Source organism: Propioniciclava sp. (assembly GCF_036744435.1).
GTDB lineage: Bacteria > Actinomycetota > Actinomycetes > Propionibacteriales > Propionibacteriaceae > Propioniciclava.
This window is the reverse complement of the sequence record NZ_DAIOIA010000029.1, coordinates 1-22,054: the sequence shown is the minus strand read 5'-3', so window position 1 is coordinate 22,054 and position 22,054 is coordinate 1. Positions and strand designations below refer to the sequence as shown.

The window sequence follows — 22,054 nt, the reverse complement described above, 5'->3', positions numbered from 1 at the left end:
AATGGATGACGTCGCCGCGGCGTTGTTGGGGGTGAATCACGACACAGCGAGCGACAGGAGACGCCCATGCTCGACCCGGTGAGCCTGTTTACGTGGGAGCCCCACATCGATCAGCGGCGCGTTCACGCCGACACGCTGGTCGTGACGCTGGGCAGCTTCCTCGACGCCGGACACGCCCAGCGACTGCTGGACACCCAACTGCTGGATCACCTGCCCAACCATGTGCTGGGTCGCTTCGACGCGGATCAGGTCATCGACTACAGCGGGCGGCGCCCCGAGATCGTCTTCGACCGGGATCACTTTGCCGACTACGCCAAACCAGAGATCGCCCTGCACCTGGTGACCGACAAGGAGGGGCGTGACTTCCTGCTGCTGAACGGCCCCGAGCCGTCCTTCCAGTGGGAGCGCATGGCTGCGGGCATCGGCTATGTGATCGACCAGTTGGGGGTGAAGAACACCATCTTGACCCAGTCGATCCCGGCGCCTGCCCCGCACACTCGCCCGGTGGCGGTCACCCGATACGCCAGCGATGCCAGCATGGTCGCTGACCAGGACGCGATGATGGGAACCTTCACCCTGCGAGCCTCCTTCCCCGCCGTGCTGACGATGCGGCTGGGCGAAACCGAGCATCCTGTCACCGGGCTGCTCGCTCACGTCCCCCACTACATCGCTGAGGCCGACTATCCAGACGCGGCCGGCAGCCTGATGGCGGCGCTGCGCGAGGCCACCTCGCTGTCGCTGCCCACCGAAGGGTTCGATCTGGCGGGCGGCCTGGTGCGTGCGCAGATCGACCAGCAGGTGCAGGCGTCGGAGGAACTCACCGAGATGGTGTCCAACCTGGAGGCGAACTACGAGAGGTTCATCACCGAGCGAAGCCTGCGTACGGCGCGTACGGCGTCGCTGCCGTCGGCCGACGAGATCGGTGCCCAGTTCGAGGACTTCCTGGCGGGACTGGGTGAAGACGAGCCCGGGACCCCGGGAACGGATGGTCCCCAGGCTGATCCCGGCGATGCGCCCACCGCCGGTGAGGACGGCTCTGGCCCGACCGTGGCCTGACCCACAGTGCCGTGGCCCGTGCCCTCGTCATCTCGAGGGCACGGGCCTTTGCGCGACCCCGCCGGTATCCAGCCTGTGCACCGGCCCCGGTCCGGCCTGCGGCCCCGGTTACCCTGCCTCATATGAGGCTGGGCATCGACTTCGGAACCACACGCACGATCGTCGCGGTCGCCGACCGGGGGAACTACCCGGTGGTCGGCTTCGAGGATCTCGACGGCGACAGCGTCGATCACTTTCCCTCGGTCGCGGCCCGTGAGGGCGACGCGTTGGTGTTCGGTTTCGCCGCGCTGCGGGCGGCGCGCAGCGGTGCGCCGATGGTGCGTTCCTTCAAGCGGGCGCTGGTGGCTGGCAGTCTCCGCCCCGACACCACGCTCGAGGTCGGCGGCCTGGCCGTTCCTTTGCCCGAGCTGATCGGGGGCTTCCTGGGCGCCCTGAGGGAGGCTCTCGTGTCGTCGTCGACCATGGCGGATGTCCTGACGGGCGCCGACCCCCTTGAGGTGATGGTCGCCGTCCCGGCTCACGCCCACACAGCGCAGCGGCTCCTCACGCTGGACGCCTTCGCGGCGGCGGGATTCAGCGTGGCCGGCCTGGTGAACGAACCCTCTGCCGCCGCGTTCGAGTACACCCATCGCCAGGCGCGGACCGTGAACGCCCGGCGCAGCCGGGTCGTGGTCTACGACCTGGGCGGTGGCACGTTCGACGCCTCCCTGGTTCAGGTGGCCGACCTGGTCCACGAGGTCGAGGCCTCGGTGGGGATCAACAGGCTGGGCGGGGACGATTTCGACGAGGTGCTCGCCGAGTGCGCGATTCACGCTGCCGGTGGCCCGGTGCTGGATACGGCCCAGCGGGTCGCGTTGCTGGAGGATGCCCGGGCAGGGAAGGAATCCCTGAGCCCCCAGTCGCGCCGGATTCCGTTGCGGGTCGCCGGGCGGGACGTGAGCGTGGAGGTGGACGACTTCTACCGGGCCGCGGCCCCGCTGGTAGCCGACACCGTGGACGCGCTGACGCCGCTGATCGGCCGCCCCGATGCTGCGGGGCTCGAGGCCTCCCAGGTGGCGAGCCTGTACTTGGTCGGCGGGGCGAGCGAACTGCCGCTAGTGGCGCGAGAACTCCGCGAACGATTCGGGCGCCGGGTGCGGCGCTCGCCCCATGCGGCGGCGTCCACCGCGATCGGGCTCGCGATCGCTGCCGACCCCGACTCGGGGTTCACCCTCACCGATCGGCTGTCACGGGGATTCGGCGTGTTCCGTGACCGCGACGGCGGCGCGACCTTCGCGTTCGATCCGCTGATCGGCCGCGATCACCGCACCAGCCTCGACGTCGATGTCACGGTCACCCGGCGTTACCGGGCGGCCCATAACGTGGGAGTGTTCCGCTTCGTGGAGCACTCCCGACTGGGACCCGGCGGTGAACCCACCGGTGATGTGCTCCCGCTGGAGCCGCTCTACTTCCCCTTCGATGCCGCCCTGCGCGACGGTCGTGACCTGAGCGGCGTCCGCGTGGTGCGGAGCGGAGAGGGCCCCCTGGTCACCGAGGAGTACCGCATCGATCGCAGCGGTGCCATCGAGGCGCGGATCACCGACCTCGAGTCGGGGTTCTCGGTGAGCCGCCGGCTGGGCGCGGAGTCCTGAGGCGGGACTACCCTCAGGTGCGTCACGGCTCGAACGGTGAAGGGTCCCCGGCGCCACGCCGGACGATGGGGTCGTCCTCGGCGGTGAAGTCGACCACGGTGGTCGGGCCGACGCCGACGTCTCCGGAGTCGAGGACAGCGTCTACTTGGTGCTCCAACTCCTCCGCGATCGTCCAGCCGTCGGTCGGTGCCTCGTCGCTGTCCGGTAGCAGCAGCGTGCTCGACATGAGCGGCTGACCGAGCACGTCCAGCAGGGCGCGCGCGGTGGTGTGGTCGGGGATCCGGACGCCGACGGTGCGCTTCTTGTCCTGCATCATCACCTTGGGCGTCTCGCGGGTGCCCCGCAGGATGAAGGTGTAGGGGCCGGGGGTGTTGGCCTTGATGGCCCGGAACACGTCGTTGCCCATCTCTACGTAGCGACCGAGTTGGCCGAACTCGGAGCACACCAGCGTGAAGTGGTGGTGCCGGTCGAGGTGGCGGATGGTGCGGATGCGGTCCAGCCCGTCAGCGTTGCCCAGGGCACAACCGAACGCGAACCCGGAATCGGTGGGGTACACCACCAGACCGCCCTCCTGGATGAGGGCGGCGACCGCGGCAAGCGAGCGGGGCTGCGGGTTGGCAGGGTGCACGTCGTAGTAGCGAGCCATGGCCTCAGCCTAGGCCCGTCCGATGTCTGCCGGACGGGAGGCGAGGGCACGTGTGCGTGGAACAATGCAGCCATGTCGTTGTTGAGCCTGTCGGAAGCCGAACTGCGCGCCCGCACGTCGATGAAGTGGCGCACCTACCCCGAGGACGTGCTGCCGCTGTTCGTCGCCGAGATGGACGTGCTGCCCCCTCGCCCGGTGGTGGACGCGGTCACGGCGGCGATGGAGATCGGCGACACCGGCTACCCGCACGGCACGGCCTACGCCGAGGCGTACGCAGACATGGCCGAGCGTCGCTGGGGGTGGCGTCCGGCGCCTGGCCAGATGCGGCGTGCCGGAGACGTGATGAACGCCATCTTGGGCCTGCTGCTGGGCAATACTTCTCCCGGTGACCGGATCGTCATCAACCCGCCGGTCTATCCCCCCTTCTGGCAGGTCATTCAGGGTTACGGTCGCCGGATCTCGCAAGTCCCGCTCACTGCCGCTGGCCGGCTGGATCTGGAGGGTTTGGCCGCGGAGTTCGCCGGGGAGAACAAGCCCGCGGCGTACCTGTTGTGCTCGCCGCACAACCCGACCGGCACCGTGCACACACCCGAGGAACTCAGCGAAGTCGCGGCCCTGTGCACGGCCTACGACGTCGTGCTGATCGTCGATGAGATCCACGCGGTCCTCATCGATCCCGGTACCACCTTCACGCCCATCCTCAGCCTTCCGCGGGCGCAGAACGCCGTGGTGGCGTTCTCCGCGGGGAAGGGGTGGAACCTCGCGGCGTTCAAGGGAGGCCTCTACATCGCGGGACGGGACGCCCCGGCGGTGAACCACCTGCCGCCGCTGGCGAATCAGTCCACCGGGCAGATGGCGACGCTCGCGCACACCGCGGCACTGGCTCACGGCCAGGAATGGGTCGACCAGGTGATGGTCGAGGTGTCGGCGAACAAGGACCTGCTGGGCCGCCTGCTGGCGCAGCGGCTCCCCCAGGTGCGATGGCAGCGCGAGCCGGGCACCTACCTGGCGTGGCTGGACTGCTCCGCGCTGGGGCTGGAGAATCCCGCACGGCACTTCCTCGATCACGCGAAGGTGGCGCTGAACGACGGCGCGACCTTCGGGGCGGTGTATGGCCAGTTCGTGCGGATCAACCTGGCCGCCAACCCCGACCTCATCGATCGGGCGATCACACGGATGGCGGACTCGCTCTGACGACTAGGTGCGCAGGGTAGCCGTCGCTTCGCCCCGACCGGAGACGCGCGTGATCCCGATGACGGACAGGAACACGGTGGGCATGCTCGCCGAGGCCGTCACGCGCCCCGCGCCCGCCTCGACGCGCACGTCGCCGCCGAGTCCCCCCTCGGCCAGCGAGCGGCGCCCTGCTGCTTGGACGACGCTCACGTCGAAGGACAGGCCCGCGGCGCGCGCCGCTGCCCCGGCGTCCACCGCGGCGCGGGCGGCCTGAGCGGCGCCTGCCTCCGCCTCCCGCGCACAGGACGCCTGACGCCCACCATCGACGACCAGACCGGTCATGAGGAACAGGGCGAGTAGCACCACGGCGATCATCGCCGACAACGATTGGCCGCGCTCATCGCGCATGACGGCTCCTTCGGGGTGGGAACTGACCCCTATCGTGCCAGTCGCACTGGGCGGCGCGCACGGTATCCACAGGGCGTTGTGGTGGCGGCGCGCACGACTGCCCAGACGGCAATAGGCTGGGAGCACTGGGCGCCTGCGCGTCCTCGTCTGTTGTCTCACCCGAGAGGTATCCGATGACCCAGAAGGTCGCACTGCTCACTGCCGGTGGCTTCGCACCCTGCCTGTCCACCGCGATTGGCGCGCTGATCAGCCGCTACACCGAACTGGCCCCCGAGGTCGAGATCATCGCCTATCGCAACGGCTACCAGGGGCTGCTGACCGGTGATGCGCTGACCGTCACCGAGGAGGTGCGCGCGCACGCGGACGTGCTGCGACGCTTTGGTGGGTCCCCGATCGGCAACAGCCGGGTCAAGCTCACCAACACCACCGACCTGATCAAGCGCGGGCTGGTGCCCGAGGGGGTCGACCCGTTGAAGTTCGCCGCCGATCGGCTCGTGGCCGACGGCGTCACCATCCTGCACACCATCGGCGGTGACGACACCAACACCACCGCCGCCGACCTGGCGCACTACCTGCATGAGCACGACTACGAGTTGACCGTGGTGGGCCTGCCCAAGACCATCGACAACGACATCATCCCGATCCAGCAGAGCCTCGGCGCGGACACGGCCGCCCAGGAAGGGGCGGACTTCGCCCGGAACGTCCTGGCAGAGCACAACGCCAGTGGTCGGATGCTCATCGTCCACGAGATCATGGGCCGCAACTGCGGCTGGCTGACCGCCGCCACCGCACGGAAGTACCGTTCCTGGCTCGACGAGCAGACCTGGGTGCCCGAGATCGGGCTCGACAAGCGCGCGTGGGACATTCACGGGCTCTACGTCCCCGAGGCGGTCATCGACATCGCCGCCGAGGCGGAGCGCCTGACCCAGGTCATGGACGAAGTCGGCTGCGTGAACCTGTTCATCTCCGAGGGTGCCGGCGTGGAGAGCATCGTTGCCGAACTGGAGGCCGCCGGAGAGGAGGTCGCCCGCGACGCATTCGGGCACATCCGCCTCGACAAGGTGAACCCCGGAGCGTGGTTCGGACAGCAGTTCGCCAAGAAGCTCGGCGCGGAGAAGACCCTGGTGCAGAAGTCCGGGTACTTCGCCCGCTCAGCTGCCTCCGATGCCTTCGATCTCGAGTTGATCGACACCATGGCGCACTTCGCCGTCGACGCCGCCCTGCGTGGCGAGCCGGGTCTGGTCGGGCAGGACGAGGAACGGGGCGGCGAACTGCGCTCCATCGAGTTCTCCCGGATCAAGGGCGGCAAGCCGTTCGACATCACGCAGGACTGGTACGTGGCGCTTCTGGAGGCGATCGGGCAGGACGCCCCGGTCGCGGCGGCACCTACGGAGCACTGATCCCCTCCCACGGGCTCGCCCCGCCCGTGACACCGATGGCGCGTCTCCCCTGGGGACGCGCCATCGTTCATTCTGGGCGGGATTGCCGCGCCCGAGGCGACGTCTCCCGAGGTGGCGGGAATCAGCGACGGCGATCCAGCAAGCCCGAAATGAGGGCGGCAACGACAGCCACGCCTCCGGCGACGGCCACCCCGAGTGCGGCTCCCACTCCCCCGCTGACCCGCGCAGCCGTGACGGCGGAGCCCCGTGGCACGGTGGCTGCGGACTCCTGCTCCTGGCGGGCACGCATGATGGCGACCAGTTCCTTCGTCGCGTAGTCCGTGGGACCCTGCGCCGACCGCTCGGCAAGTTCGATCGGGGTGGGTTCGGGCTCCATGCTGGCGTCGGTCGCCATCCACGCCGCCACCATCAGGATCAGGGTCGCGAACAGATTGAAGTACAGCATGATGATGAGCGTGCCGCCGAAGACTGCGGCCGCGACGTTGTTCGCGAAGGACCCGGCGAGCAGGCCCGCAGCCCACAACAAGGCGGTGATGCCGACTGCCCCGATGGCGGCCCCCCGCATCACCACGCGGGTCGGGAGCCGAACCTCCGGAAACACCCGGAAGATGAACCAGAACAGCAGGAAACCGCTCAGCAGCGTGGCGCCGAGTGGGGCCACCGACAAGGTCAGCTCCCACAAGGGGCCCTCCAAGTGCAGGAGGGTGCCGACGGTGTGACGCAGCGTGGTCGGAACCGAACTCATTCCGATCGTGAGCCCGACCAGCACGAAGAGGGCCAGCAGGATCACCAGGTTCACCAGCGTGGCCACGACGATGTTGGCGGCCGGTTTGGACACATCGAACTCGTGTCGCATCTGAGCGCGGACGGCCTGGTGGAGGTTGTCGACCCACCCGGCTCCCGTCCATGCGGCGACGAGCAGACCGAGGACGCCGACCTCGCGCCAGCTTCCGAACGCACGCTCGACGATGTCGATGAGCTGCTTGCTCAGGTCTCCTTGGCCCCCGACCGCCGTGGTGATGGCGTCCTTGACCTGCACGAGGGCGTCCGGCGCGATGACGGTGAGCGTCAGGCCGGTGGCGGCGAAGGCCACCATCAAGACCGGAACGATCGACAGCACGGAGAAGTAGGTGATGGCCGCGGCGAACTGGGATCCCAGCCGTTGCCCGAACCGCTGGGCGGCCCGTACCAGATGCGCGACCCACTCGACCGCGAGGATGCGTTCCAGCCGTTCCTTCATGCGCTCACCCTAGTGCGAGGGCGCGCCCGGGCGACGGCCCGGCTGGTCACAGATACGTGTCCAGGGGCGGGCAGGAGCACACCAGGTTGCGGTCGCCGTAGGCTCCGTCGATCCGGCCGACGGCGGGCCAGTACCGATCCCGGGCACCCGTGGAGACCGCCCCCAGCGCCACCCCGGCGGGGTGGGCGGCCAGGCTGCGCGGGTACGGGTGGTCCCAGGCGTCTGCGGTGACCTCGGCGAGAGTGTGCGGCGCGTTGTGAAGGGGGTTGTCGTCGGCAGGCCACTCCCCCGCGGCGACGCGCTCCGCCTCATCCGCGATGGACAGCATGGCCTCACAGAACCGATCCAACTCCGCCAGGGACTCGGACTCGGTGGGCTCCACCATGAGCGTGCCGGCGACCGGGAAGCTCATGGTGGGGGCGTGGAAGCCGTAGTCGATCAGGCGTTTGGCGACATCGTCGACGCTGACGCCGGTCCGCTTGGTGAGCGGCCGAAGATCCAGGATGCACTCGTGGGCGACCAACCCGTCGCGTCCGGCGTACAGGATCGGGTAACGCTGCTGGAGCCGAGCCGCCACATAGTTGGCCGCCAGCACCGCCCCTTGGGAAGCGCGCCGCAACCCCGGGCCCATCATGGCGATGAACGCATAGGAGATCGACAAGATCCCGGCGGACCCGAACGGGGCCGCAGACACCGGACCGTAGGAGGTGACCGGACCGGCCTGGGCCAGCAAGGGATGGTTGGGCAGGAAGGGCGCCAGATGGTCGCGAACCGCCACGGGGCCGACCCCGGGGCCACCGCCGCCGTGCGGAATCGCGAAGGTCTTGTGCAGGTTCAGGTGGCTCACATCGGCGCCGAAGCGACCGGGTTGGGCCAGGCCCATGAGTGCGTTGAGGTTCGCGCCGTCGACATAGACCTGACCCCCGGCGTCATGGACGAGCGCACACAGCTCGCGCACCCGGGACTCATAAACGCCGTGCGTGGACGGATAGGTGATCATGATGACGGCCAGTCGATCGGCATGCAGGGCGACCTTCGCCTGCACGTCGTCGAAGTCGATGGCGCCATCCTCGGCGGTCTTCACCACGGCGACCTCCATGCCCGCCATGGCCGCCGAGGCGGCGTTGGTGCCATGAGCCGAGGCTGGGATCAGGCAGACCACCCGTTGGGGCTGGCCCTGGGCGTGATGGTAGGCACGCACGGCCATCAGCCCGGCGAACTCGCCTTGGCTGCCTGCATTGGGCTGCAGACTCACCCGGTCGTAGCCGGTGATCGCGGTCAGTTGCGCTTCCAGACCCTGAATGAGGGCCGCGTGACCCTGCGCATCCTGGCTGGGGACGAAGGGGTGAAGGTTCGCGAATCCCGGGTAGCTGATCGGCTCGAGGGCGGCGGCGGGATTGAGCTTCATCGTGCATGAGCCGAGGGGAATCATGCCCTGATCGAGCGCGAAGTCGCGGTTGGCGAGAGCGCGCAGGTAGCGCATCATCTCGGTCTCGGAGTGGTAGCGGTGAAACACGGGGTGGCTCAGGTAGTCCTGAGTGCGTTCCGGTTGCCCGTAGCCGCCGTGTTCCGCCTGCGTGAGTGTCGCACCGAACACCTGCGCCACGGCGACCAGGTCGCCTTCGGTGGCGTCCTCCCCGACGCTGATGCCGACGTGGTCCGCGTCAACGAGACGCAGATGGACGCCACGCGCCCGGGCGGCCTCCACGAGGCGGTCCGCCGCGTCGGGGGCGGTGACGGTGACCGTGTCGAAGAACGAGTCCGATGCCAGCGTGTACCCCGCCGTGACCAGCGCGGCGGCGAGACGCCGGGTCGCGCGGGCGATGTCGTGCGCGATCCCCCGCAGACCCGCGGGCCCGTGGTAGACGGCATACGCGGCGGCGACGACGGCCAGGAGTACCTGGGCGGTGCAGATGTTCGAGGTCGCCTTCTCGCGGCGAATGTGCTGCTCTCGGGTTTGCAGGGCGAGCCGCAGGGCAGGCGTTCCATGCCGGTCCTGGGACAGCCCGACGAGACGTCCGGGAAGCTGGCGTTCCATCCCCGGTCCCACGGCGATGTACGCGGCGTGCGGGCCACCGTAGAACAGCGGGACGCCGAAGCGCTGCGTCGTGCCGACGGCGATGTCGGCGCCCCACGCGGCCGGGGCCGGAAGGACCGTGAGGGCCAGCAGGTCGGCGGCGGCGATGACCAGTGCACCGCAGGAGTGCGCCTGCGCGGCGATCGCCGATAGTTCCTCCAGCGGGCGGATCGCACCGTCGGCCGCAGGCGTCTGCAGCACCACCGCGAAGGCGTCGTGGGCTGCCAGCGCTGCGGCCGGGTCGGTGGTGGCCACGATCTCGACGCCGAGGGCGAGAGCGCGGGTCCGCAGAACGGCCAGGGACTGCGGGAGGATCCCTGCATCGACGACCACGACGCTGCCCGTGCGCTGCTTGCGGCGCGCGACCCCCACCGCCTCGGCGACGGCGGTGCCCTCGTCCAGCAGGGAGGCACCCGCAGCCGGAAGGCCGGTGAGGTCGGCAATCATGGTCTGGAAGGTCAGCAGCATCTCCAACCGGCCCTGGCTGATTTCGGGCTGGTAGGGCGTGTACGCGGTGTACCAGGCGGGGTTCTCCAGGATCCCGCGGCGAATCACCGCCGGAGTCAGGGTGCCGTGATAGCCGAGCCCGATCATCGCCCGGCCGGGGTTGTTGGCCTCCGCCAGTCGCGTCAGCTCCGCTTGGACCTGTGCCTCGGTGAGCGCGGGTGCCAGCGCGAGCGGCTCGTCCATGCGGATGTCGTCGGGGAGGGCCGCGTTGGTGAGCGCGTCCAGGTCGGAGATGCCCAGCCGCTGCAGCATGGTCGCGCGAGCGGCATCGTCGGGGCCAAGATGGCGGGTCTCGAACGGTTCCATGGCTCCACCCTCGACCTTGCCGGATCCGGGCGCCTGTCACCCGGGCGGAAGGTGTCCCCCCAACCTATCGCGCGGTGGCGTGGGCGTGCGGGGCGATCAGCCGACGTTGCGGGCCGCGCGGCGGGCGGCGAGTTCGTCCACGCCGACCGGGGCCGCAGGCGCTTCCTCCTGGGAGGCCCGCTCGGTCGGGAGCGCCGCCAGGTTGCCCTCCAGGTCGTGCCACACGCGTCCCAGAGCGATCGCGAAGACCCCCTGGCCGCCGTGTACCAGGTCGATGATCTCCTCATCGGAGACGGCCTCATACACCGAGACGCCGTCGCTCATCAGCGTGACCGACGTCAGGTCCCGCACGCCGCGCTCGCGCAAGTGGAGGATGGCGGCGCGGATCTGCTGCAGCGAGATACCCACATCCAGGAGTCGCTTGACGACCTTGAGCAGCAGGATGTCGCGGAAGCCGTAGAGCCGGTGAGACCCAGAGCCGTCGGCGGTCTTGATGCTCGGGACGACGAGCCCGGTCCGGGCCCAGTAGTCGAGTTGCCGGTAAGTGATCCCGGCGGCGCTGCAGGCGATGGGACCGCGAAAGCCGATGTCCTCGGGAAGCGGGGCGAAGTCGCCTTCGAACAAGACGTCTTGCAGCCCAGCCGTGCTCGGCACCTCGACCTTCGATGCTTCCACCATGCCTCCTGCAGGTTCGCGTCCAACAACCAGTATGACGGTAGCGGTCGGTACTCCACCAGCCTTCCCCCGACACGCCGCCCCACCGACCGTGCCGCCAACTCTGCACTCCCGGATCAGGGTTGCGGGCCCTCCCCGGCGCCGGGGTCGAAGTCTTCGGGGCGCAGTGTGTCCAGGAACGCCCGGAACTGCTCCATCTGCGCATCGGAGCCCTCGCCTGGATCCCCCGGGCGGACCAGCGTCCCAGCCCGATCCAGGACCGATTCGGAGACGCTGATGGCTGCGGCGCAACGCAAGGCGACCGCGACCCCGTCCGAGACCCGGCAGGCCACGGTGGCCTCCCCCACGCGCATCTGTGCGGTGAAAACGCCCTCGACGACGTCGATGATGCGCACTTCGTCAACGACGGCGCCCAATGCGGCCAGCAGGGCGACGATGAGGTCATGGCTGGCGGGGTGCTCGTCAGGGGCGTCCTCCAGCGCGGAGAGGATCGCGTTGGCCCCGGCGGCACTGATCCACACCGGCAGGTAGCGATCGCCTCGTGCCTCGCGCAACAACAGCACGGGGGTGTCGGCGACGCCCGTGACACGGACCTCGCTGAAGATCATCGGGATCAAGGCCACCCTCCTAGGACGTGATGGACGAACGGAGCAGTGCCGCATGCGCGTACAAGACCAACTGCATCACGTCGGCGACGGCTTGACGAGAGCCGGACCGGTGCCGGACGTGCGGGGTGAGGAGCGACTGGTCGATCAGCGACGCCTCGCGTTCAGCCGCCTGCTTGATGGCCCGCAGGTGACGGGCGTCCATGCCGTAGGCGGCCAGCTTGCGGGCGGCCACCGCGATGGTGAGGGCGTCGCGGCCGTATTGCACCGTCCCGCGACGGGGCACCACCAAGGCGTGACGTTCCAGTTCAATCAGCTGGTTCTCACTCAGCCCGGACAGCCGCAGCAGTTCCCGGCGAGGGATGTTGATGGGGCGCTTGGCCTGCGGCTGCCGTTCGGGCGGAGTCGGGGTGACAACGGGCTCCAAGGGCGGCGGCTCGGAGGTGGTCCCCGAGACCGGTTGTTCGCCGGCGTCCAGCTTCTCCAGGTGCTCGCGGATGACCTTCAGGGGCAGATAGTGCTTCTGCTGCACCTCCAGGATGTAGCGCAGCCGCGCGATGTCCTGGTCGGAATAGCGCCGGTACCCCGAGGGCGCGCGCTCAGGCGAGACGAGTCCTTCGCCCTCCAAGAACCTGATCTTGGAGATGCTGATGTCCTCGAAGTCCTCTTTCAATACCTTGAGGACCTGCCCGATGCTCCGCGAGCTCGGGGCGGGCATTAGCTACGCCCGGACGGCGCCACCAGGTATGCGAGGCGGAACTTACCGATCTGTACCTCGTCGCCCGAACGCAGGGCCACTTCCCCATCGATGAGCGTCCGATTGACATAGGTCCCGTTGAGGCTGTTGAGGTCGCCCACCCAGTGGTGTCCGCCGCGCTCGGTGAACTTTGCGTGATGCCGCGACACGGTCACGTCGTCGAGGAAGATGTCGGACTGCGGGTGTCGTCCGGCCGTGATGGTCTCCTGGTCGAGCAGCACGGTGGAACCTGCGTTCGGGCCGCGCACCACGACCAGCACCGCCCCGCCGGGCGGCACATCGGCCAGCGCGGGAAGGGTGGGATCGGTGAACTCGCCGGTGTCCTCTCCCAATTGCGGCGGGAGGGGGATGACGCGGGTGGTGTCTCCGGTGCTGGACTTCAAAGCCGCGCCGCAATTGGGGCAGAAGTTGACCGCTTCTGCGGTTTCGTGGCCGCACTCAGGGCACCTGAACATGGGCGCATTCCTCCTTAACGACAGCGTGGCAAAGCCCGGGACACCGGAGCAGAGTTTCTTAGACTACTCCCCCGCGATGGCCGCATAGGCGTCCGCGTCGAGCAGGTCATCGAGTTCGCCAGCATCGGTCAGTTGCACTTCGAACAGCCAACCATCCCCGTAGGGGTCCTTGTTGACGGTGTCCGGCGCGTCGGTGAGCTGCTCGTTGACGGCGGTGATGACGCCCGACAACGGGGCGTAGACCTCGGAGACGCTCTTGGTCGACTCCACCTCGGCGACGGAATCCTCGGTGGCGACCTCCTCCCCGACCTGCGGGAGGGTCACGTACACGATGTCGCCCAGCGCCTCGGCCGCGAAATCGGTGATGCCGACGCGCACAGTCTCGCCGTTGCCGGCGCGAACCCACTCGTGCTTGTCGGTGTAGCGAAGATCCTCGGGGAACACGTTCTCCTCCTCATCGTCGGCCTGGGCGGCCGCCTCGTGGTCGTCAGCCTAATCGCTTTGTCGGCGCGATCGCCCGGGGACCGCGCACGTGCTACACCGGGCGGGCGAACCGCATGGTCTTGGGCGTCACCGTGGCGGTGATGTCGAGGGTGTCGAGCTTGGTCACGATCACGCTCCCGCCGACGCGGTCCCCTTCGATCGTGCTCACCAGACCGCCCCGGAACCGGGTCGCCTCCGCGAGGGTGTCGCGATCACCGATGGCCACGATGACCAGCGGGTGGGGCAGGATCTTGCCGTCCACCTGCAGGTCGCCCGAGGACGACGAGGTGACGGAACTGCTCGCCACGAGGCGATGGTCGCCGACCGCCATCACCTCGGCGCCCGCGTCGCGCAGTTCCTCGATGGCATTGAGCAGGATCTCGGGTGTGAGTTTTCCGCGCGGGTCGGTGATCGTGATCCTGATGCCCGGCCCTCGCGCAGGCACCGTGCCACCGAGGAGTTCCAGGGCGTCCAGCCTCCGATGCGCCTCCGCGCGGGCCACCGCGTCGGCGTCCGCACCGCTGGCGAGTTGATCGCGGGTCCGTTCGAGGTCGGCGATCTCGGCCTCGAGCCGTCGGGTCTCACCGCTGACGTCGTCGAGCACGGCGACGAGTTCATCTTGCCGGAGCGTCGAGTAGCGCTGATCGTGCTGGGCCGTGATCTGCATCGTCACGGCCAGCCCACACAGCATCAGGATGACGGCGAGCACGACCTGCGGGCGCCCAGGCCGGATCAGGTCGGCACCGATCTCACGCCAGGTCCTCGGCTCGACGGGAACCGGCGTCGCACTCTCGATCGACGCGCCCTCGCCGGGGGTGTCGTCCTCGGCCGCATCGGTCTGGTCCGTCGGCGGGGAGTCCTCGTCCGGCGGGGAGTCTTCCTGAGGCGCGTCAGCACCGCCCTCCTCCGCAGTCTCGCTGGAGACCTGCGGGACGCGCGGCGATGAGCCGTCCGCCCCCGTGGCGTCCGTGGCCAGATGCGTCGACTCGTCCTGGCTCACGGACGGGGTGTCCGTGGCGGAGGGCGCGTCGGCGGCCGCACGTGCCCCAGCCTCGGGTTCGGGCGGCGCGTCCGGGTCCTCGCTGGGGGGCGTCCCGGCCTCTGCGGGGGCGGCATCAACAGGGACGGCATCGGCCGACTCGGGCCCGATGTCAGGGGTCTCGTTGGGGTCAGGCATGGAAGAGCTTCCGGCGGATCGCGGCCACGTTGGTGAAGATCCGGATACCGAGGACCACCACCACCGCGGTGGACAGCTGGGTGCCGACGCCGATCAGGTCGCCGACCCACACGATCAGCGCGGCGATGAGCACGTTGGAGACGAAGGAGACCACGAAGACCTTGTCGTCGAAGACCCGGTCGAGGTAGGCCCGGAACCCGCCGAAGATCGCGTCCATCGCCGCGACGATGGCGATGGGGAGATACGGCTGCAGTTGGGGTGGCAGACTCGGCTGCAGAACGATGCCCAAAACGATGCCCAGGATGAGCCCCACGATGGCCAGCATTGTCTTCGTCCTCCTATCGCACCGCGCTCGCGCGCGTCACGTCCAGGCCGGGGTCGGCGCTCAGCGAGAGTGATCGCACGCGCTCCAGGCTTGATTGCATGCCGTAGTGCTCCTTGAGGCCCGCGAGCCAGCGGCCCCCGTCGGTGGCCGGGAAGGCGGTCCCGAGTGTATCGAGATCCCCGATCGCCTCCAGCACATAAGGCCTGGTGAGCGAGCGATAGTCCACCGTGATCGCGCCGCCTGCGTTGCGGATGGCCGTCCGGGCCGACAGCCGATAGCCGTTGATCGACACGGCTTCGGCACCTGAGGCCCACAGGCCGTTGGCCGCCATGCGCAAGTCCGTGTCGACGACCCGGGAACCCGAGACCGTCTCGGGACCGTCGTCGACGGTGATCCGGATGCCCGGCCCGGTGACCGGGTCGGCGCCCGTGGCGGGACCCAGCTGATCCACCCGCGACTGCTGGGCCGCGGTCAAGGTCCCCGCGGAGCGGCGCCGTTCGCGGATCTCCTGCTCAAGCTCGGCCGCCCTCGTGCTGAGTTCGTCGATACGCTGCTCGGTGGTGGTGATGCGCTCGATGATCGCCGTGCGTTCCTGCGCCGCCTCCGGTGCGCTGCGCCACGTCGTGGCCACGGCCGTCCCGAACAGCAATCCGACGATCAGCAACGCGGGCGCCAGCACATGCCCACGGCGCCGCGACCCATGCGCGGCGGCGGCAGCCGCGTAGCTCGGATCCAGGGCGTCCTTGCGCAGGTTGTTCAGCAGGTCCATCGACGAGTCGGGGCGGGACTGCGTCGGCGCCGTCATGCGGAGGCGTCCCACGCGGCGGCGAGCAGGTCTCGGGTCTCTCCCAGCAACTGCGGCAATGCCTTGGTTCGAGCCACGACGGGAAGGAAGTTGGAGTCCCCCTGCCAGCGCGGCACCACGTGCTGATGCAGGTGGGCGGCAATGCCCGCGCCCGCGACCTCACCTTGATTGATGCCGAGATTGAATCCTTGGGGATGAGAGACGGCCGCCAGAACCCGGACGGCGTGCTGAGTGAGGGACGCGAACTCCTGGGTCTCCTCCGGGGTCAGGTCGATGTAGCCCGACACGTGGCGGTACGGGCATACGAGCAGGTGGCCGGGGTTGTACGGATACAGGTTCAACACGACGAAACATGTCGTGCCGCGTGCGACCACGAGGCTGTCTGCCTCACCGAGCCGGGGGGCGCGGCAGAAGGGGCACTCGCGCTCCCCTGCGTCTGCGGGCTTGTTCTCACCGCCGATGTAGACCATGCGATGGGGGGTCCACAACCGCTGGAATGCGTCGGGGACGCCCGCGAAGTCCAGCGGGCTCTCGGGCGTCCCCACGCTCACCGGAGTTCTCCTTCGGCGGTCGGGCTGTCGTTGCGCCGCGACGCGATCCATTCGACGATCTCGGCGATCGCCTGGGCGACGGGTACCTGGTTGCGCTGGCTGCCGTCGCGGAACCGGAACGAGACTGCGCCGGCATCGACGTCCTCGCCGCCTGCGATTAGGACGAAGGGGGTCTTCTCCTTGGCGGCGTTGCGGATCTTCTTCCCGAACCGGTCGTCCGAGTCGTCCACATCGACCCGCACACCCGCCGCGCGCAACTGGGCCGCCACATCAGCCAGGTAGCCGTCGAAGGCGTCCGCGACGGGGATGGCGACCACCTGCACGGGGCTGAGCCAGGCGGGGAAGGCCCCCGCATAGTGCTCGATCAAGACGCCCATGAAGCGCTCCAGCGACCCGAACTTCGCGGAGTGGATCATGACCGGTTGCTGGTGGGAGCCGTCCGCGGCGGTGTATTGCAGTCCGAAGCGTTCCGGCTGGTTGAAGTCGTACTGAATGGTCGACATCTGCCACACCCGGCCGATGGCGTCCCGCGCCTGGATCGAGATCTTGGGGCCGTAGTAGGCGGCCCCGCCCGGATCGGGGACGACCCGCAGGCCGGATTCGTCGGCGATCTGGGCGAGCACCTCGGTGGCCTCGGCCCACTGTTCGTCCGAGCCGATGAACTTGTCCTTCTTCTTGCCGTCCTCGTCGCGGGTGGAGAGTTCCAGTGCCACGTCGTCGAGCCCGAAGTCGCGCAGCAGCCCCAGGATGAAGCGCAGCAGGTGTCGGACCTCGTCGGGGGCCTGTTCCTTCGTCACGTAACTGTGTGAGTCGTCCTGGGTGATGGAACGGACCCGGGTCAAACCCTGCACCACGCCGGACTTCTCATCGCGGTACACCGTCCCGAACTCGAAGAACCGCAGCGGCAGTTCGCGGTAGGAGCGACCACGCGACGAGAAGATCAGGTTGTGCATCGGGCAGTTCATCGCCTTCAGCCGGTAGGCCTGTCCGCCCTTGACCACGTTGCCCTGCTCATCACGCTCTGCATCCTCCAGCAGCGGCGGGAACATGCCGTCCGCGTAGTAGGGAAGGTGGCCGGAGGTATAGAACAACTCCTCCTTGGCGATATGGGGGGTGCCGACGTAGTCGAACCCCTCGGCGATGTGCCGGGCGCGGACGTAGTCCTCCATCTCGCGCTTGATGATGCCGCCCTTGGGGTGGAACAGCGGCAGGCCGGAGCCGACGAGTTCGTGGAAGCTGAACAGATCGAGTTCGGTGCCCAGCTTGCGGTGGTCGCGCTTGGCGGCCTCCTCCAGGCGGGTCTTGTAGGCGAGAAGGTCGTCCTTGGACGCCCAGGCCGTGCCGTACAGGCGCTGCAGTTGGGCGTTGGCCTGATCGCCGCGCCAGTAGGCGGCCGAGGTCCGCGTGAGGGCCCAGCCGTTGCCGAGGTAGCCGGTGTGCGGGACGTGCGGTCCGCGGCACAGGTCCTTCCACGCGACGCTGCCATCGCGGCGGACGTTGTCATAGATGGTCAGATCGCCCGCGCCCACTTCGACGCTGGCGCCTTCGGCGTCCCCATGGTTGCCCTTGAGACCGATCAGTTCGAGCTTGAACGGCTCCGCGGCCAGTTCTGCCCGGGCCTGTTCGTCGCTCACGACGCGGCGGACAAAGCGCTGGCGTTCCTTGACGATCCGTCCCATGTCCTTTTCGAGGACCTTGAGGTCGTCAGGGGTGAGCGGCTCGGTGGCGAAGTCGTAGTAGAAGCCGTCGGTGATGGGCGGGCCGATGCCCAGCAGGGCGTCGGCCCGCAGGTTCTGCAGCGCCTGGGCGGCCACGTGGGCCGCCGAGTGCCGCACGATGTAGAGCCCCTCGTCGGAGGAGATGAGGATCGGCTCGACCTCGTCCCCGTCGGCCAGTTCGCGGGCGAGGTCGCGGACCTCCCCGTTGACCCTCATGGCCACGACGGTGCGATCGTCTCCGAACAGGTCCAGCCCGGTCGTGGTCTCTTCCACCGTCCGCTGCTGGGAAGCCTCAGGACGCAGGATGGTGAGAGAGAAGGACACCGGGGTTCCTTTCGTTGAGCGAGCGCGCTGGCCCGGCAAGGTTGACCAGGCCATTGTGCCGCATCGCCGCGGGGAGCCTGGGTCTGGCTCGCGGGCGCTGGTGTGCCGCTGGGCGAGCGAGCGGAGTGCGTGTCGGGCGGCGGAAAGAAGAAAGACCCGGCGAGTCGCGAACTCGCGACTCCCGGATCCTGCTGGTGGGCGGTACCAGACTTGAACTGATGACCTCTTCCGTGTCAGGGAAGCGCGCTACCAACTGCGCCAACCGCCCGAGGTGGAGACGGGATTTGAACCCGTGTACACGGATTTGCAGTCCGTTGCCTCGCCTCTCGGCCACTCCACCGGTGAAGAACCGGTCTCGACAGAGGTACGAGACCCTCTCCGAGCGGACGACGGGATTCGAACCCGCGACCCTCACCTTGGCAAGGTGATGCTCTACCAGCTGAGCCACGTCCGCACGCTTTCCGACCAGGCCTTTCGGCTCGTTCGGCGCGTGGAACACCATATACGGCTCCGGCGGGCGATTGCAAAACGGGGCGCCGTGAGCCGGCGGGTGCCGCCACCCCGATTTGCGTTGGGGTGACCCGGTTGGGATAGAGTCCTCATCCGCGGGCGATTGGCGCAGTGGTAGCGCGCTTCGTTCACACCGAAGAGGTCACTGGTTCGAACCCAGTATCGCCCACCCGCATGGCGCACTCCCCTGTGCGCACCTCCTCTCCCCTTAACCCCTCCTGGGGAGACGCCCACCGCCAGCCCCTCGCGGGCGTTGCCGTCGCAGCGTCGTTCGTGCGCGGTTCGGCTGGCCGGACTCGCCGTCGTGCAGGCCGGCGCCGTGGCCTACATCGCGATTCTCAACGCGATGGTCGCCACGCAGAACGCCAACCTGTTTCCGACGCTGGTGCTCATCGGAGCGATCGCCGTTCCGATGGCGGTGCTGCTGCTGGCCCACAGCGGTGGAGTACTCGGCCATCAAGAACCTCCAAGCTCTGGGCTGCTCACGGTGGGATTCATCGAGGAAGCGGCCACATTGATCGTTCCGCTCGTCGTCTTCCTCGTTGCCCGACGCCGCACCCCTGGGATGGGGGTCGTGCTCGGCAGCGCCTCGGGATGGGCTTCACGGTCCTGGAGACCATGGGTACGGGTTCACCGCCTTGCGCAGTGGTGAGCATCACGATCCTCGCGGTGCTGATCGTGGCCAGCCATCGCCGAGTCGACGCGGCGGGTGGCAATTGCGGACGCCGGTTGCCAACACACTGAGGCGCACCCACGCGTCGAATCCCGCATCGTGGACGCAAATCCTAGAGTTTGGGACAATCCGATTGGCAGCGCCTCAACTTTTCAGTAAGGATAGGGGCGTTGAAACGGCAAGGGCGCCGGCCATCCAGCAAGACCGGGAGGTATCGGCCATGACCGCACCAACCCTCGTCATGGTTGCCCCAGGCAGCCGCGACCAGCGAGTCGTGCGCATTGCGCACGCCCTGCAGGCAGAACTGACCGCGCTTCGACCCGAAGTGAAGCCCGAGATCGCCTTCCTGGACTCGTGCCTCCCCTCACTCAGCTCGACGCTGGGAGGTCTACACGCCGACGGTGTCCGGGAGGCGGTGATCGTCCCCCTCGACCTCGTGCACGCCGTCGAGGTCGACCCCCGCTACAGCGGTGTCGTGGCGCAGGCCACGCGGGAACTGCCCGGCCTTCACTTGCAGGTGTCTCGGCCCATCGGCCCCGAGGCGACCTTGCTCTCCCTGCTGGACCTGCGGCTGCGCAGTGCGCTGGCTCAGGCGCGCGTGCTCGAACTGGACGGGCTGATCCTCAGCTCCCCCACCACCGGCGACATCCGGGGCACGGCCCTGCTGGCCCGACGCGCTCGGCAATGGTCGACGCACCATCGGCTCCCCTGCCTGACGGCCGTCGCCGACGGTTCGGGCCCCTCGGTGCCCCAAGCGATCCAGGGGCTCCGCGCGCAGGGTCGGCGTCACATCGCGGTGGGTTCGTTCTTCCTCACCGGGGACGAGCGCTACGCAGTGCAGGCGGACCAGGCGCGCCGAGGCGGCGCGATCGCCGTGTCCGATCCGCTCGGGTCGGCCAGCGAGGTCGCCGAACTCGTCTTGGCCCGGTATGCCTTCGCCGCGATGGAACTGCTGTCCTTCGACGAGGAGGGCAACTTCACCGCCGATGCGGACGTGGACGCCGAGAACGAGATCGAGGGCTACGCCGCCACCGCATGAGGTCCCTGGCAGTTTGTCCGTGTCAGTAGCGTGGTGGAGTAGCCGAAAGGAGCTCGCCATGCCCGACCAGGAGACCACGTTCAGCCGTACGCCTCAGCAGTGGCGTGAGGTGCTGACCCCCTTCGAGTTCGCCGTGCTGCGAGAAGGGGCCACCGAGCGTCCAGGGGTCGGTGAGTACGAACACTTCAGCGAGCCCGGAACGTACGCGTGCAAGGCCTGCGGGGCCGAGTTGTTCACCAGCGAGGAGAAGTTCGCTTCCCACTGCGGCTGGCCGAGCTTCTATGCCCCCGCCGACGAGAGGCGGCTGCGGTACCTCCGTGACGAATCGCTACCCGGACGCCCCCGCGTTGAAGTGCGTTGTGCGCGCTGCGACAGCCACCTGGGCCACGTGTTCGAGGGCGAGGGGTATGACACCCCCACCGACCGGCGCTACTGCATCAACTCGATCTGCCTGGTACACCGAGCTCCCGGAGAGGACGCCTAGCCGCAGGCTGGCGCCTCACCGGCGCGTCCAGTCGTCGGCGGCGGGCGTCCGCGATTAGCCTTCTCGATGTGGGGTTAGGGGCCAAGGACACCGAGATGTTCGACGACGCTGCGGCGACGTTACTGGCGATGCCCTGGCGCCCCGAGCTGACCATCGAAGAGATACCGGCGCCGCAGCGCATCGCCCCGCAAGCCGTGGCGATCGCCGCCGACGTCGACGAAAGCGGCGAAGAGGTCGGCAATGGGCGACTGGTCCTCTTGCATGACAGCCAGGGCAATCCCGCCTGGGATGGCACCTTCCGCTGCGTGACCTTCGCCCGCGCGTCGGTCGATCCCGAAATGGTCGCCGATCCCCTGCTGGCCGAAGTCGGCTGGTCCTGGCTGATGGATGCGCTGTCGCGGCATGGGGCAGAGTACGCGGCACCGTCCGGCACGGTCACCGCGGTCAGTTCACAGTCCTTCGGCTCCATGGAAGACGACCCCGGGAGCGCTGAGGTCGAGATTCGCGCTTCCTGGACGCCGATCCTGGCCGAGGGGCGCGGAATCGTTGCCCACATCGAGGCCTGGCAAGATCTGCTGTGCATGGTTGCCGGTTTGCCGCTGCTCCCAGAAGGCGTCGTCCCGATCCCTCTCCACCGAACCGGAAGGCGTCGATGAGCACGCCGAACTCCCCCACCTCACCCGCCGACGACGCCCCGGTCTACACGCTCGTCGCCGCCCCGGCTGAGGGCGTCCCCGATGTCGTTCGCACACCAGAGGCTCTTGCTGCGGCCACGGCGGCGCTCGCGGCAGGGCACGGCCCCGTCGCCATCGACACCGAACGCGCCCACGGATTCCGCTACTCCGGCCGTGCCTACCTGATTCAGTTGCGGCGTGAGGACGCAGGCACCGTCCTCGTAGACCCGATCGCGTTCGCCGGTGACGACGAGCGCGCCCACCTCGGCACCCTGGCCGACGCGTTGGGGGACGCCGAGTGGATCGTTCATGCGGCCACGCAGGACCTCCCCTGCCTCGCCGAGGTGGACCTGCT

22 protein-coding genes, 4 tRNA genes and 1 pseudogene are annotated in these 22,054 nt (G+C 68.7%); 10 read left to right on the top strand and 17 right to left on the bottom strand.

From position 1 onward, the window contains the following. Positions 1–66: 66 nt before the first annotated feature. Positions 67–1,056, top strand: coding sequence for a PAC2 family protein (locus V7E09_RS05710; protein WP_324509795.1), 990 nt, complete (start codon positions 67–69; stop codon positions 1,054–1,056). 122 nt (positions 1,057–1,178) lie between these two features. Beyond that, positions 1,179–2,687 (top strand): Hsp70 family protein, encoded by a 1,509-nt coding sequence (locus tag V7E09_RS05705; RefSeq protein ID WP_324523137.1) that lies wholly within the window; start codon positions 1,179–1,181, stop codon positions 2,685–2,687. 22 nt (positions 2,688–2,709) lie between these two features. Here the strand turns inward: V7E09_RS05705 and V7E09_RS05700 are convergent, their stop codons facing one another. Next, complete coding sequence (locus V7E09_RS05700) at positions 2,710–3,333, bottom strand: L-threonylcarbamoyladenylate synthase (protein WP_324509797.1); 624 nt, start codon at positions 3,331–3,333, stop codon at positions 2,710–2,712. 72 nt (positions 3,334–3,405) lie between these two features. On the opposite strand from V7E09_RS05700, the gene V7E09_RS05695 reads away from it, so the two are divergent. Continuing rightward, positions 3,406–4,527 carry a MalY/PatB family protein gene (locus V7E09_RS05695; protein WP_324509799.1) on the top strand — a complete coding sequence of 374 codons (1,122 nt, stop codon included), beginning with the start codon at positions 3,406–3,408 and terminating at the stop codon, positions 4,525–4,527. A 3-nt stretch (positions 4,528–4,530) separates the two neighbouring features. Here the strand turns inward: V7E09_RS05695 and V7E09_RS05690 are convergent, their stop codons facing one another. After that, positions 4,531–4,914 (bottom strand): hypothetical protein, encoded by a 384-nt coding sequence (locus V7E09_RS05690; protein ID WP_324523136.1) that lies wholly within the window; start codon positions 4,912–4,914, stop codon positions 4,531–4,533. 173 nt (positions 4,915–5,087) lie between these two features. On the opposite strand from V7E09_RS05690, the gene V7E09_RS05685 reads away from it, so the two are divergent. Beyond that, positions 5,088–6,314 carry a pyrophosphate--fructose-6-phosphate 1-phosphotransferase gene (locus V7E09_RS05685; RefSeq protein WP_324509801.1) on the top strand — a complete coding sequence of 409 codons (1,227 nt, stop codon included), beginning with the start codon at positions 5,088–5,090 and terminating at the stop codon, positions 6,312–6,314. Between the two features lie 121 nt (positions 6,315–6,435). Here V7E09_RS05685 and V7E09_RS05680 read toward each other — a convergent pair whose 3' ends face one another. The 15 genes from V7E09_RS05680 to V7E09_RS05610 form a co-directional block, all read right to left on the bottom strand. Beyond that, on the bottom strand, positions 6,436–7,554 hold the full coding sequence (locus tag V7E09_RS05680; RefSeq protein WP_324523135.1) for a YhjD/YihY/BrkB family envelope integrity protein: 1,119 nt from the start codon (positions 7,552–7,554) through the stop codon (positions 6,436–6,438). A 46-nt stretch (positions 7,555–7,600) separates the two neighbouring features. Further along, positions 7,601–10,444 (bottom strand): aminomethyl-transferring glycine dehydrogenase, encoded by a 2,844-nt coding sequence (gcvP, locus tag V7E09_RS05675; protein ID WP_324509805.1) that lies wholly within the window; start codon positions 10,442–10,444, stop codon positions 7,601–7,603. A gap of 96 nt (positions 10,445–10,540) precedes the next feature. Then, positions 10,541–11,122: a MerR family transcriptional regulator gene (locus V7E09_RS05670; protein WP_324509807.1), complete on the bottom strand. Its 582-nt coding sequence runs from the start codon at positions 11,120–11,122 to the stop codon at positions 10,541–10,543. A gap of 113 nt (positions 11,123–11,235) precedes the next feature. Beyond that, the gene (locus V7E09_RS05665) at positions 11,236–11,727 is read right to left on the bottom strand and encodes a bifunctional nuclease family protein (protein ID WP_324523140.1); all 492 of its coding nucleotides are present in this window, start codon (positions 11,725–11,727) and stop codon (positions 11,236–11,238) included. Between the two features lie 19 nt (positions 11,728–11,746). Continuing rightward, positions 11,747–12,442, bottom strand: coding sequence for a transcriptional regulator FtsR (gene ftsR, locus V7E09_RS05660; protein WP_324523134.1), 696 nt, complete (start codon positions 12,440–12,442; stop codon positions 11,747–11,749). Further along, the gene (locus tag V7E09_RS05655) at positions 12,442–12,936 is read right to left on the bottom strand and encodes an FHA domain-containing protein (RefSeq protein WP_324509810.1); all 495 of its coding nucleotides are present in this window, start codon (positions 12,934–12,936) and stop codon (positions 12,442–12,444) included. Before V7E09_RS05655 ends, ftsR begins: the two co-directional genes overlap by 1 nt. A 63-nt stretch (positions 12,937–12,999) precedes the next feature. Beyond that, a complete protein-coding gene (gcvH, locus tag V7E09_RS05650) occupies positions 13,000–13,380 on the bottom strand; it encodes a glycine cleavage system protein GcvH (RefSeq protein WP_324523133.1) in 381 nt (126 codons plus the stop codon). A gap of 91 nt (positions 13,381–13,471) precedes the next feature. Next, complete coding sequence (locus V7E09_RS05645) at positions 13,472–14,596, bottom strand: DUF881 domain-containing protein (RefSeq protein ID WP_324523132.1); 1,125 nt, start codon at positions 14,594–14,596, stop codon at positions 13,472–13,474. Then, positions 14,589–14,921: a small basic family protein gene (locus tag V7E09_RS05640; RefSeq protein WP_324509813.1), complete on the bottom strand. Its 333-nt coding sequence runs from the start codon at positions 14,919–14,921 to the stop codon at positions 14,589–14,591. Before V7E09_RS05640 ends, V7E09_RS05645 begins: the two co-directional genes overlap by 8 nt. Positions 14,922–14,934: 13 nt before the next feature. Continuing rightward, a complete protein-coding gene (locus V7E09_RS05635) occupies positions 14,935–15,726 on the bottom strand; it encodes a DUF881 domain-containing protein (RefSeq protein ID WP_324509815.1) in 792 nt (263 codons plus the stop codon). Beyond that, positions 15,723–16,277 (bottom strand): HIT family protein, encoded by a 555-nt coding sequence (locus V7E09_RS05630; protein ID WP_442956846.1) that lies wholly within the window; start codon positions 16,275–16,277, stop codon positions 15,723–15,725. Before V7E09_RS05630 ends, V7E09_RS05635 begins: the two co-directional genes overlap by 4 nt. Next, complete coding sequence (thrS, locus tag V7E09_RS05625) at positions 16,274–18,319, bottom strand: threonine--tRNA ligase (protein WP_442956845.1); 2,046 nt, start codon at positions 18,317–18,319, stop codon at positions 16,274–16,276. The genes V7E09_RS05630 and thrS overlap by 4 nt, the downstream gene beginning before the upstream one ends. Before the next feature lie 192 nt (positions 18,320–18,511). Next, a tRNA-Val gene (locus V7E09_RS05620) sits at positions 18,512–18,587 on the bottom strand. Position 18,588: 1 nt separating this feature from the next. After that, positions 18,589–18,659, bottom strand: a tRNA-Cys gene (locus tag V7E09_RS05615). A gap of 41 nt (positions 18,660–18,700) precedes the next feature. After that, a tRNA-Gly gene (locus tag V7E09_RS05610) sits at positions 18,701–18,773 on the bottom strand. Positions 18,774–18,926: 153 nt separating this feature from the next. Between V7E09_RS05610 and V7E09_RS05605 the strand changes: the two genes are divergently transcribed. The 6 genes and pseudogenes from V7E09_RS05605 to V7E09_RS05580 form a co-directional block, all read left to right on the top strand. Beyond that, positions 18,927–18,998: transfer RNA gene (locus tag V7E09_RS05605), tRNA-Val, on the top strand. Between the two features lie 135 nt (positions 18,999–19,133). Continuing rightward, on the top strand, positions 19,134–19,481 hold the full coding sequence (locus V7E09_RS05600; protein WP_324509819.1) for a hypothetical protein: 348 nt from the start codon (positions 19,134–19,136) through the stop codon (positions 19,479–19,481). Positions 19,482–19,722: 241 nt separating this feature from the next. Then, complete coding sequence (locus V7E09_RS05595) at positions 19,723–20,541, top strand: sirohydrochlorin chelatase (RefSeq protein WP_324509821.1); 819 nt, start codon at positions 19,723–19,725, stop codon at positions 20,539–20,541. 58 nt (positions 20,542–20,599) lie between these two features. Continuing rightward, positions 20,600–21,025, top strand: coding sequence for a peptide-methionine (R)-S-oxide reductase MsrB (gene msrB / locus V7E09_RS05590; RefSeq protein ID WP_324509823.1), 426 nt, complete (start codon positions 20,600–20,602; stop codon positions 21,023–21,025). Positions 21,026–21,120: 95 nt separating this feature from the next. Continuing rightward, positions 21,121–21,681, top strand: coding sequence for a DUF3000 domain-containing protein (locus V7E09_RS05585; protein WP_324509825.1), 561 nt, complete (start codon positions 21,121–21,123; stop codon positions 21,679–21,681). Continuing rightward, a pseudogene (locus tag V7E09_RS05580) lies at positions 21,678–22,054 on the top strand (ribonuclease D); the annotation flags it as partial. The gene V7E09_RS05585 and the pseudogene V7E09_RS05580, both read left to right, overlap by 4 nt.

What these genes read in the sequence shown, in the direction of transcription:
- V7E09_RS05645 (WP_324523132.1), bottom strand. Translation starts at nt 14,596, where the DNA reads ATGCCTGACCCCAACGAGACCCCTGACATCGGGCCCGAGTCGGCCGAT.
- V7E09_RS05635 (WP_324509815.1), bottom strand. Translation starts at nt 15,726, where the DNA reads ATGACGGCGCCGACGCAGTCCCGCCCCGACTCGTCGATGGACCTGCTG.
- V7E09_RS05685 (WP_324509801.1), top strand. Translation starts at nt 5,088, where the DNA reads ATGACCCAGAAGGTCGCACTGCTCACTGCCGGTGGCTTCGCACCCTGC.
- V7E09_RS05655 (WP_324509810.1), bottom strand. Translation starts at nt 12,936, where the DNA reads ATGTTCAGGTGCCCTGAGTGCGGCCACGAAACCGCAGAAGCGGTCAAC.
- V7E09_RS05585 (WP_324509825.1), top strand. Translation starts at nt 21,121, where the DNA reads ATGTTCGACGACGCTGCGGCGACGTTACTGGCGATGCCCTGGCGCCCC.
- V7E09_RS05690 (WP_324523136.1), bottom strand. Translation starts at nt 4,914, where the DNA reads ATGCGCGATGAGCGCGGCCAATCGTTGTCGGCGATGATCGCCGTGGTG.
- V7E09_RS05665 (WP_324523140.1), bottom strand. Translation starts at nt 11,727, where the DNA reads ATGATCTTCAGCGAGGTCCGTGTCACGGGCGTCGCCGACACCCCCGTG.
- V7E09_RS05695 (WP_324509799.1), top strand. Translation starts at nt 3,406, where the DNA reads ATGTCGTTGTTGAGCCTGTCGGAAGCCGAACTGCGCGCCCGCACGTCG.
- ftsR (WP_324523134.1), bottom strand. Translation starts at nt 12,442, where the DNA reads ATGCCCGCCCCGAGCTCGCGGAGCATCGGGCAGGTCCTCAAGGTATTG.
- msrB (WP_324509823.1), top strand. Translation starts at nt 20,600, where the DNA reads ATGCCCGACCAGGAGACCACGTTCAGCCGTACGCCTCAGCAGTGGCGT.
- V7E09_RS05595 (WP_324509821.1), top strand. Translation starts at nt 19,723, where the DNA reads ATGACCGCACCAACCCTCGTCATGGTTGCCCCAGGCAGCCGCGACCAG.
- gcvP (WP_324509805.1), bottom strand. Translation starts at nt 10,444, where the DNA reads ATGGAACCGTTCGAGACCCGCCATCTTGGCCCCGACGATGCCGCTCGC.
- V7E09_RS05710 (WP_324509795.1), top strand. Translation starts at nt 67, where the DNA reads ATGCTCGACCCGGTGAGCCTGTTTACGTGGGAGCCCCACATCGATCAG.
- V7E09_RS05705 (WP_324523137.1), top strand. Translation starts at nt 1,179, where the DNA reads ATGAGGCTGGGCATCGACTTCGGAACCACACGCACGATCGTCGCGGTC.
- V7E09_RS05670 (WP_324509807.1), bottom strand. Translation starts at nt 11,122, where the DNA reads ATGGTGGAAGCATCGAAGGTCGAGGTGCCGAGCACGGCTGGGCTGCAA.
- V7E09_RS05680 (WP_324523135.1), bottom strand. Translation starts at nt 7,554, where the DNA reads ATGAAGGAACGGCTGGAACGCATCCTCGCGGTCGAGTGGGTCGCGCAT.
- V7E09_RS05700 (WP_324509797.1), bottom strand. Translation starts at nt 3,333, where the DNA reads ATGGCTCGCTACTACGACGTGCACCCTGCCAACCCGCAGCCCCGCTCG.
- V7E09_RS05640 (WP_324509813.1), bottom strand. Translation starts at nt 14,921, where the DNA reads ATGCTGGCCATCGTGGGGCTCATCCTGGGCATCGTTTTGGGCATCGTT.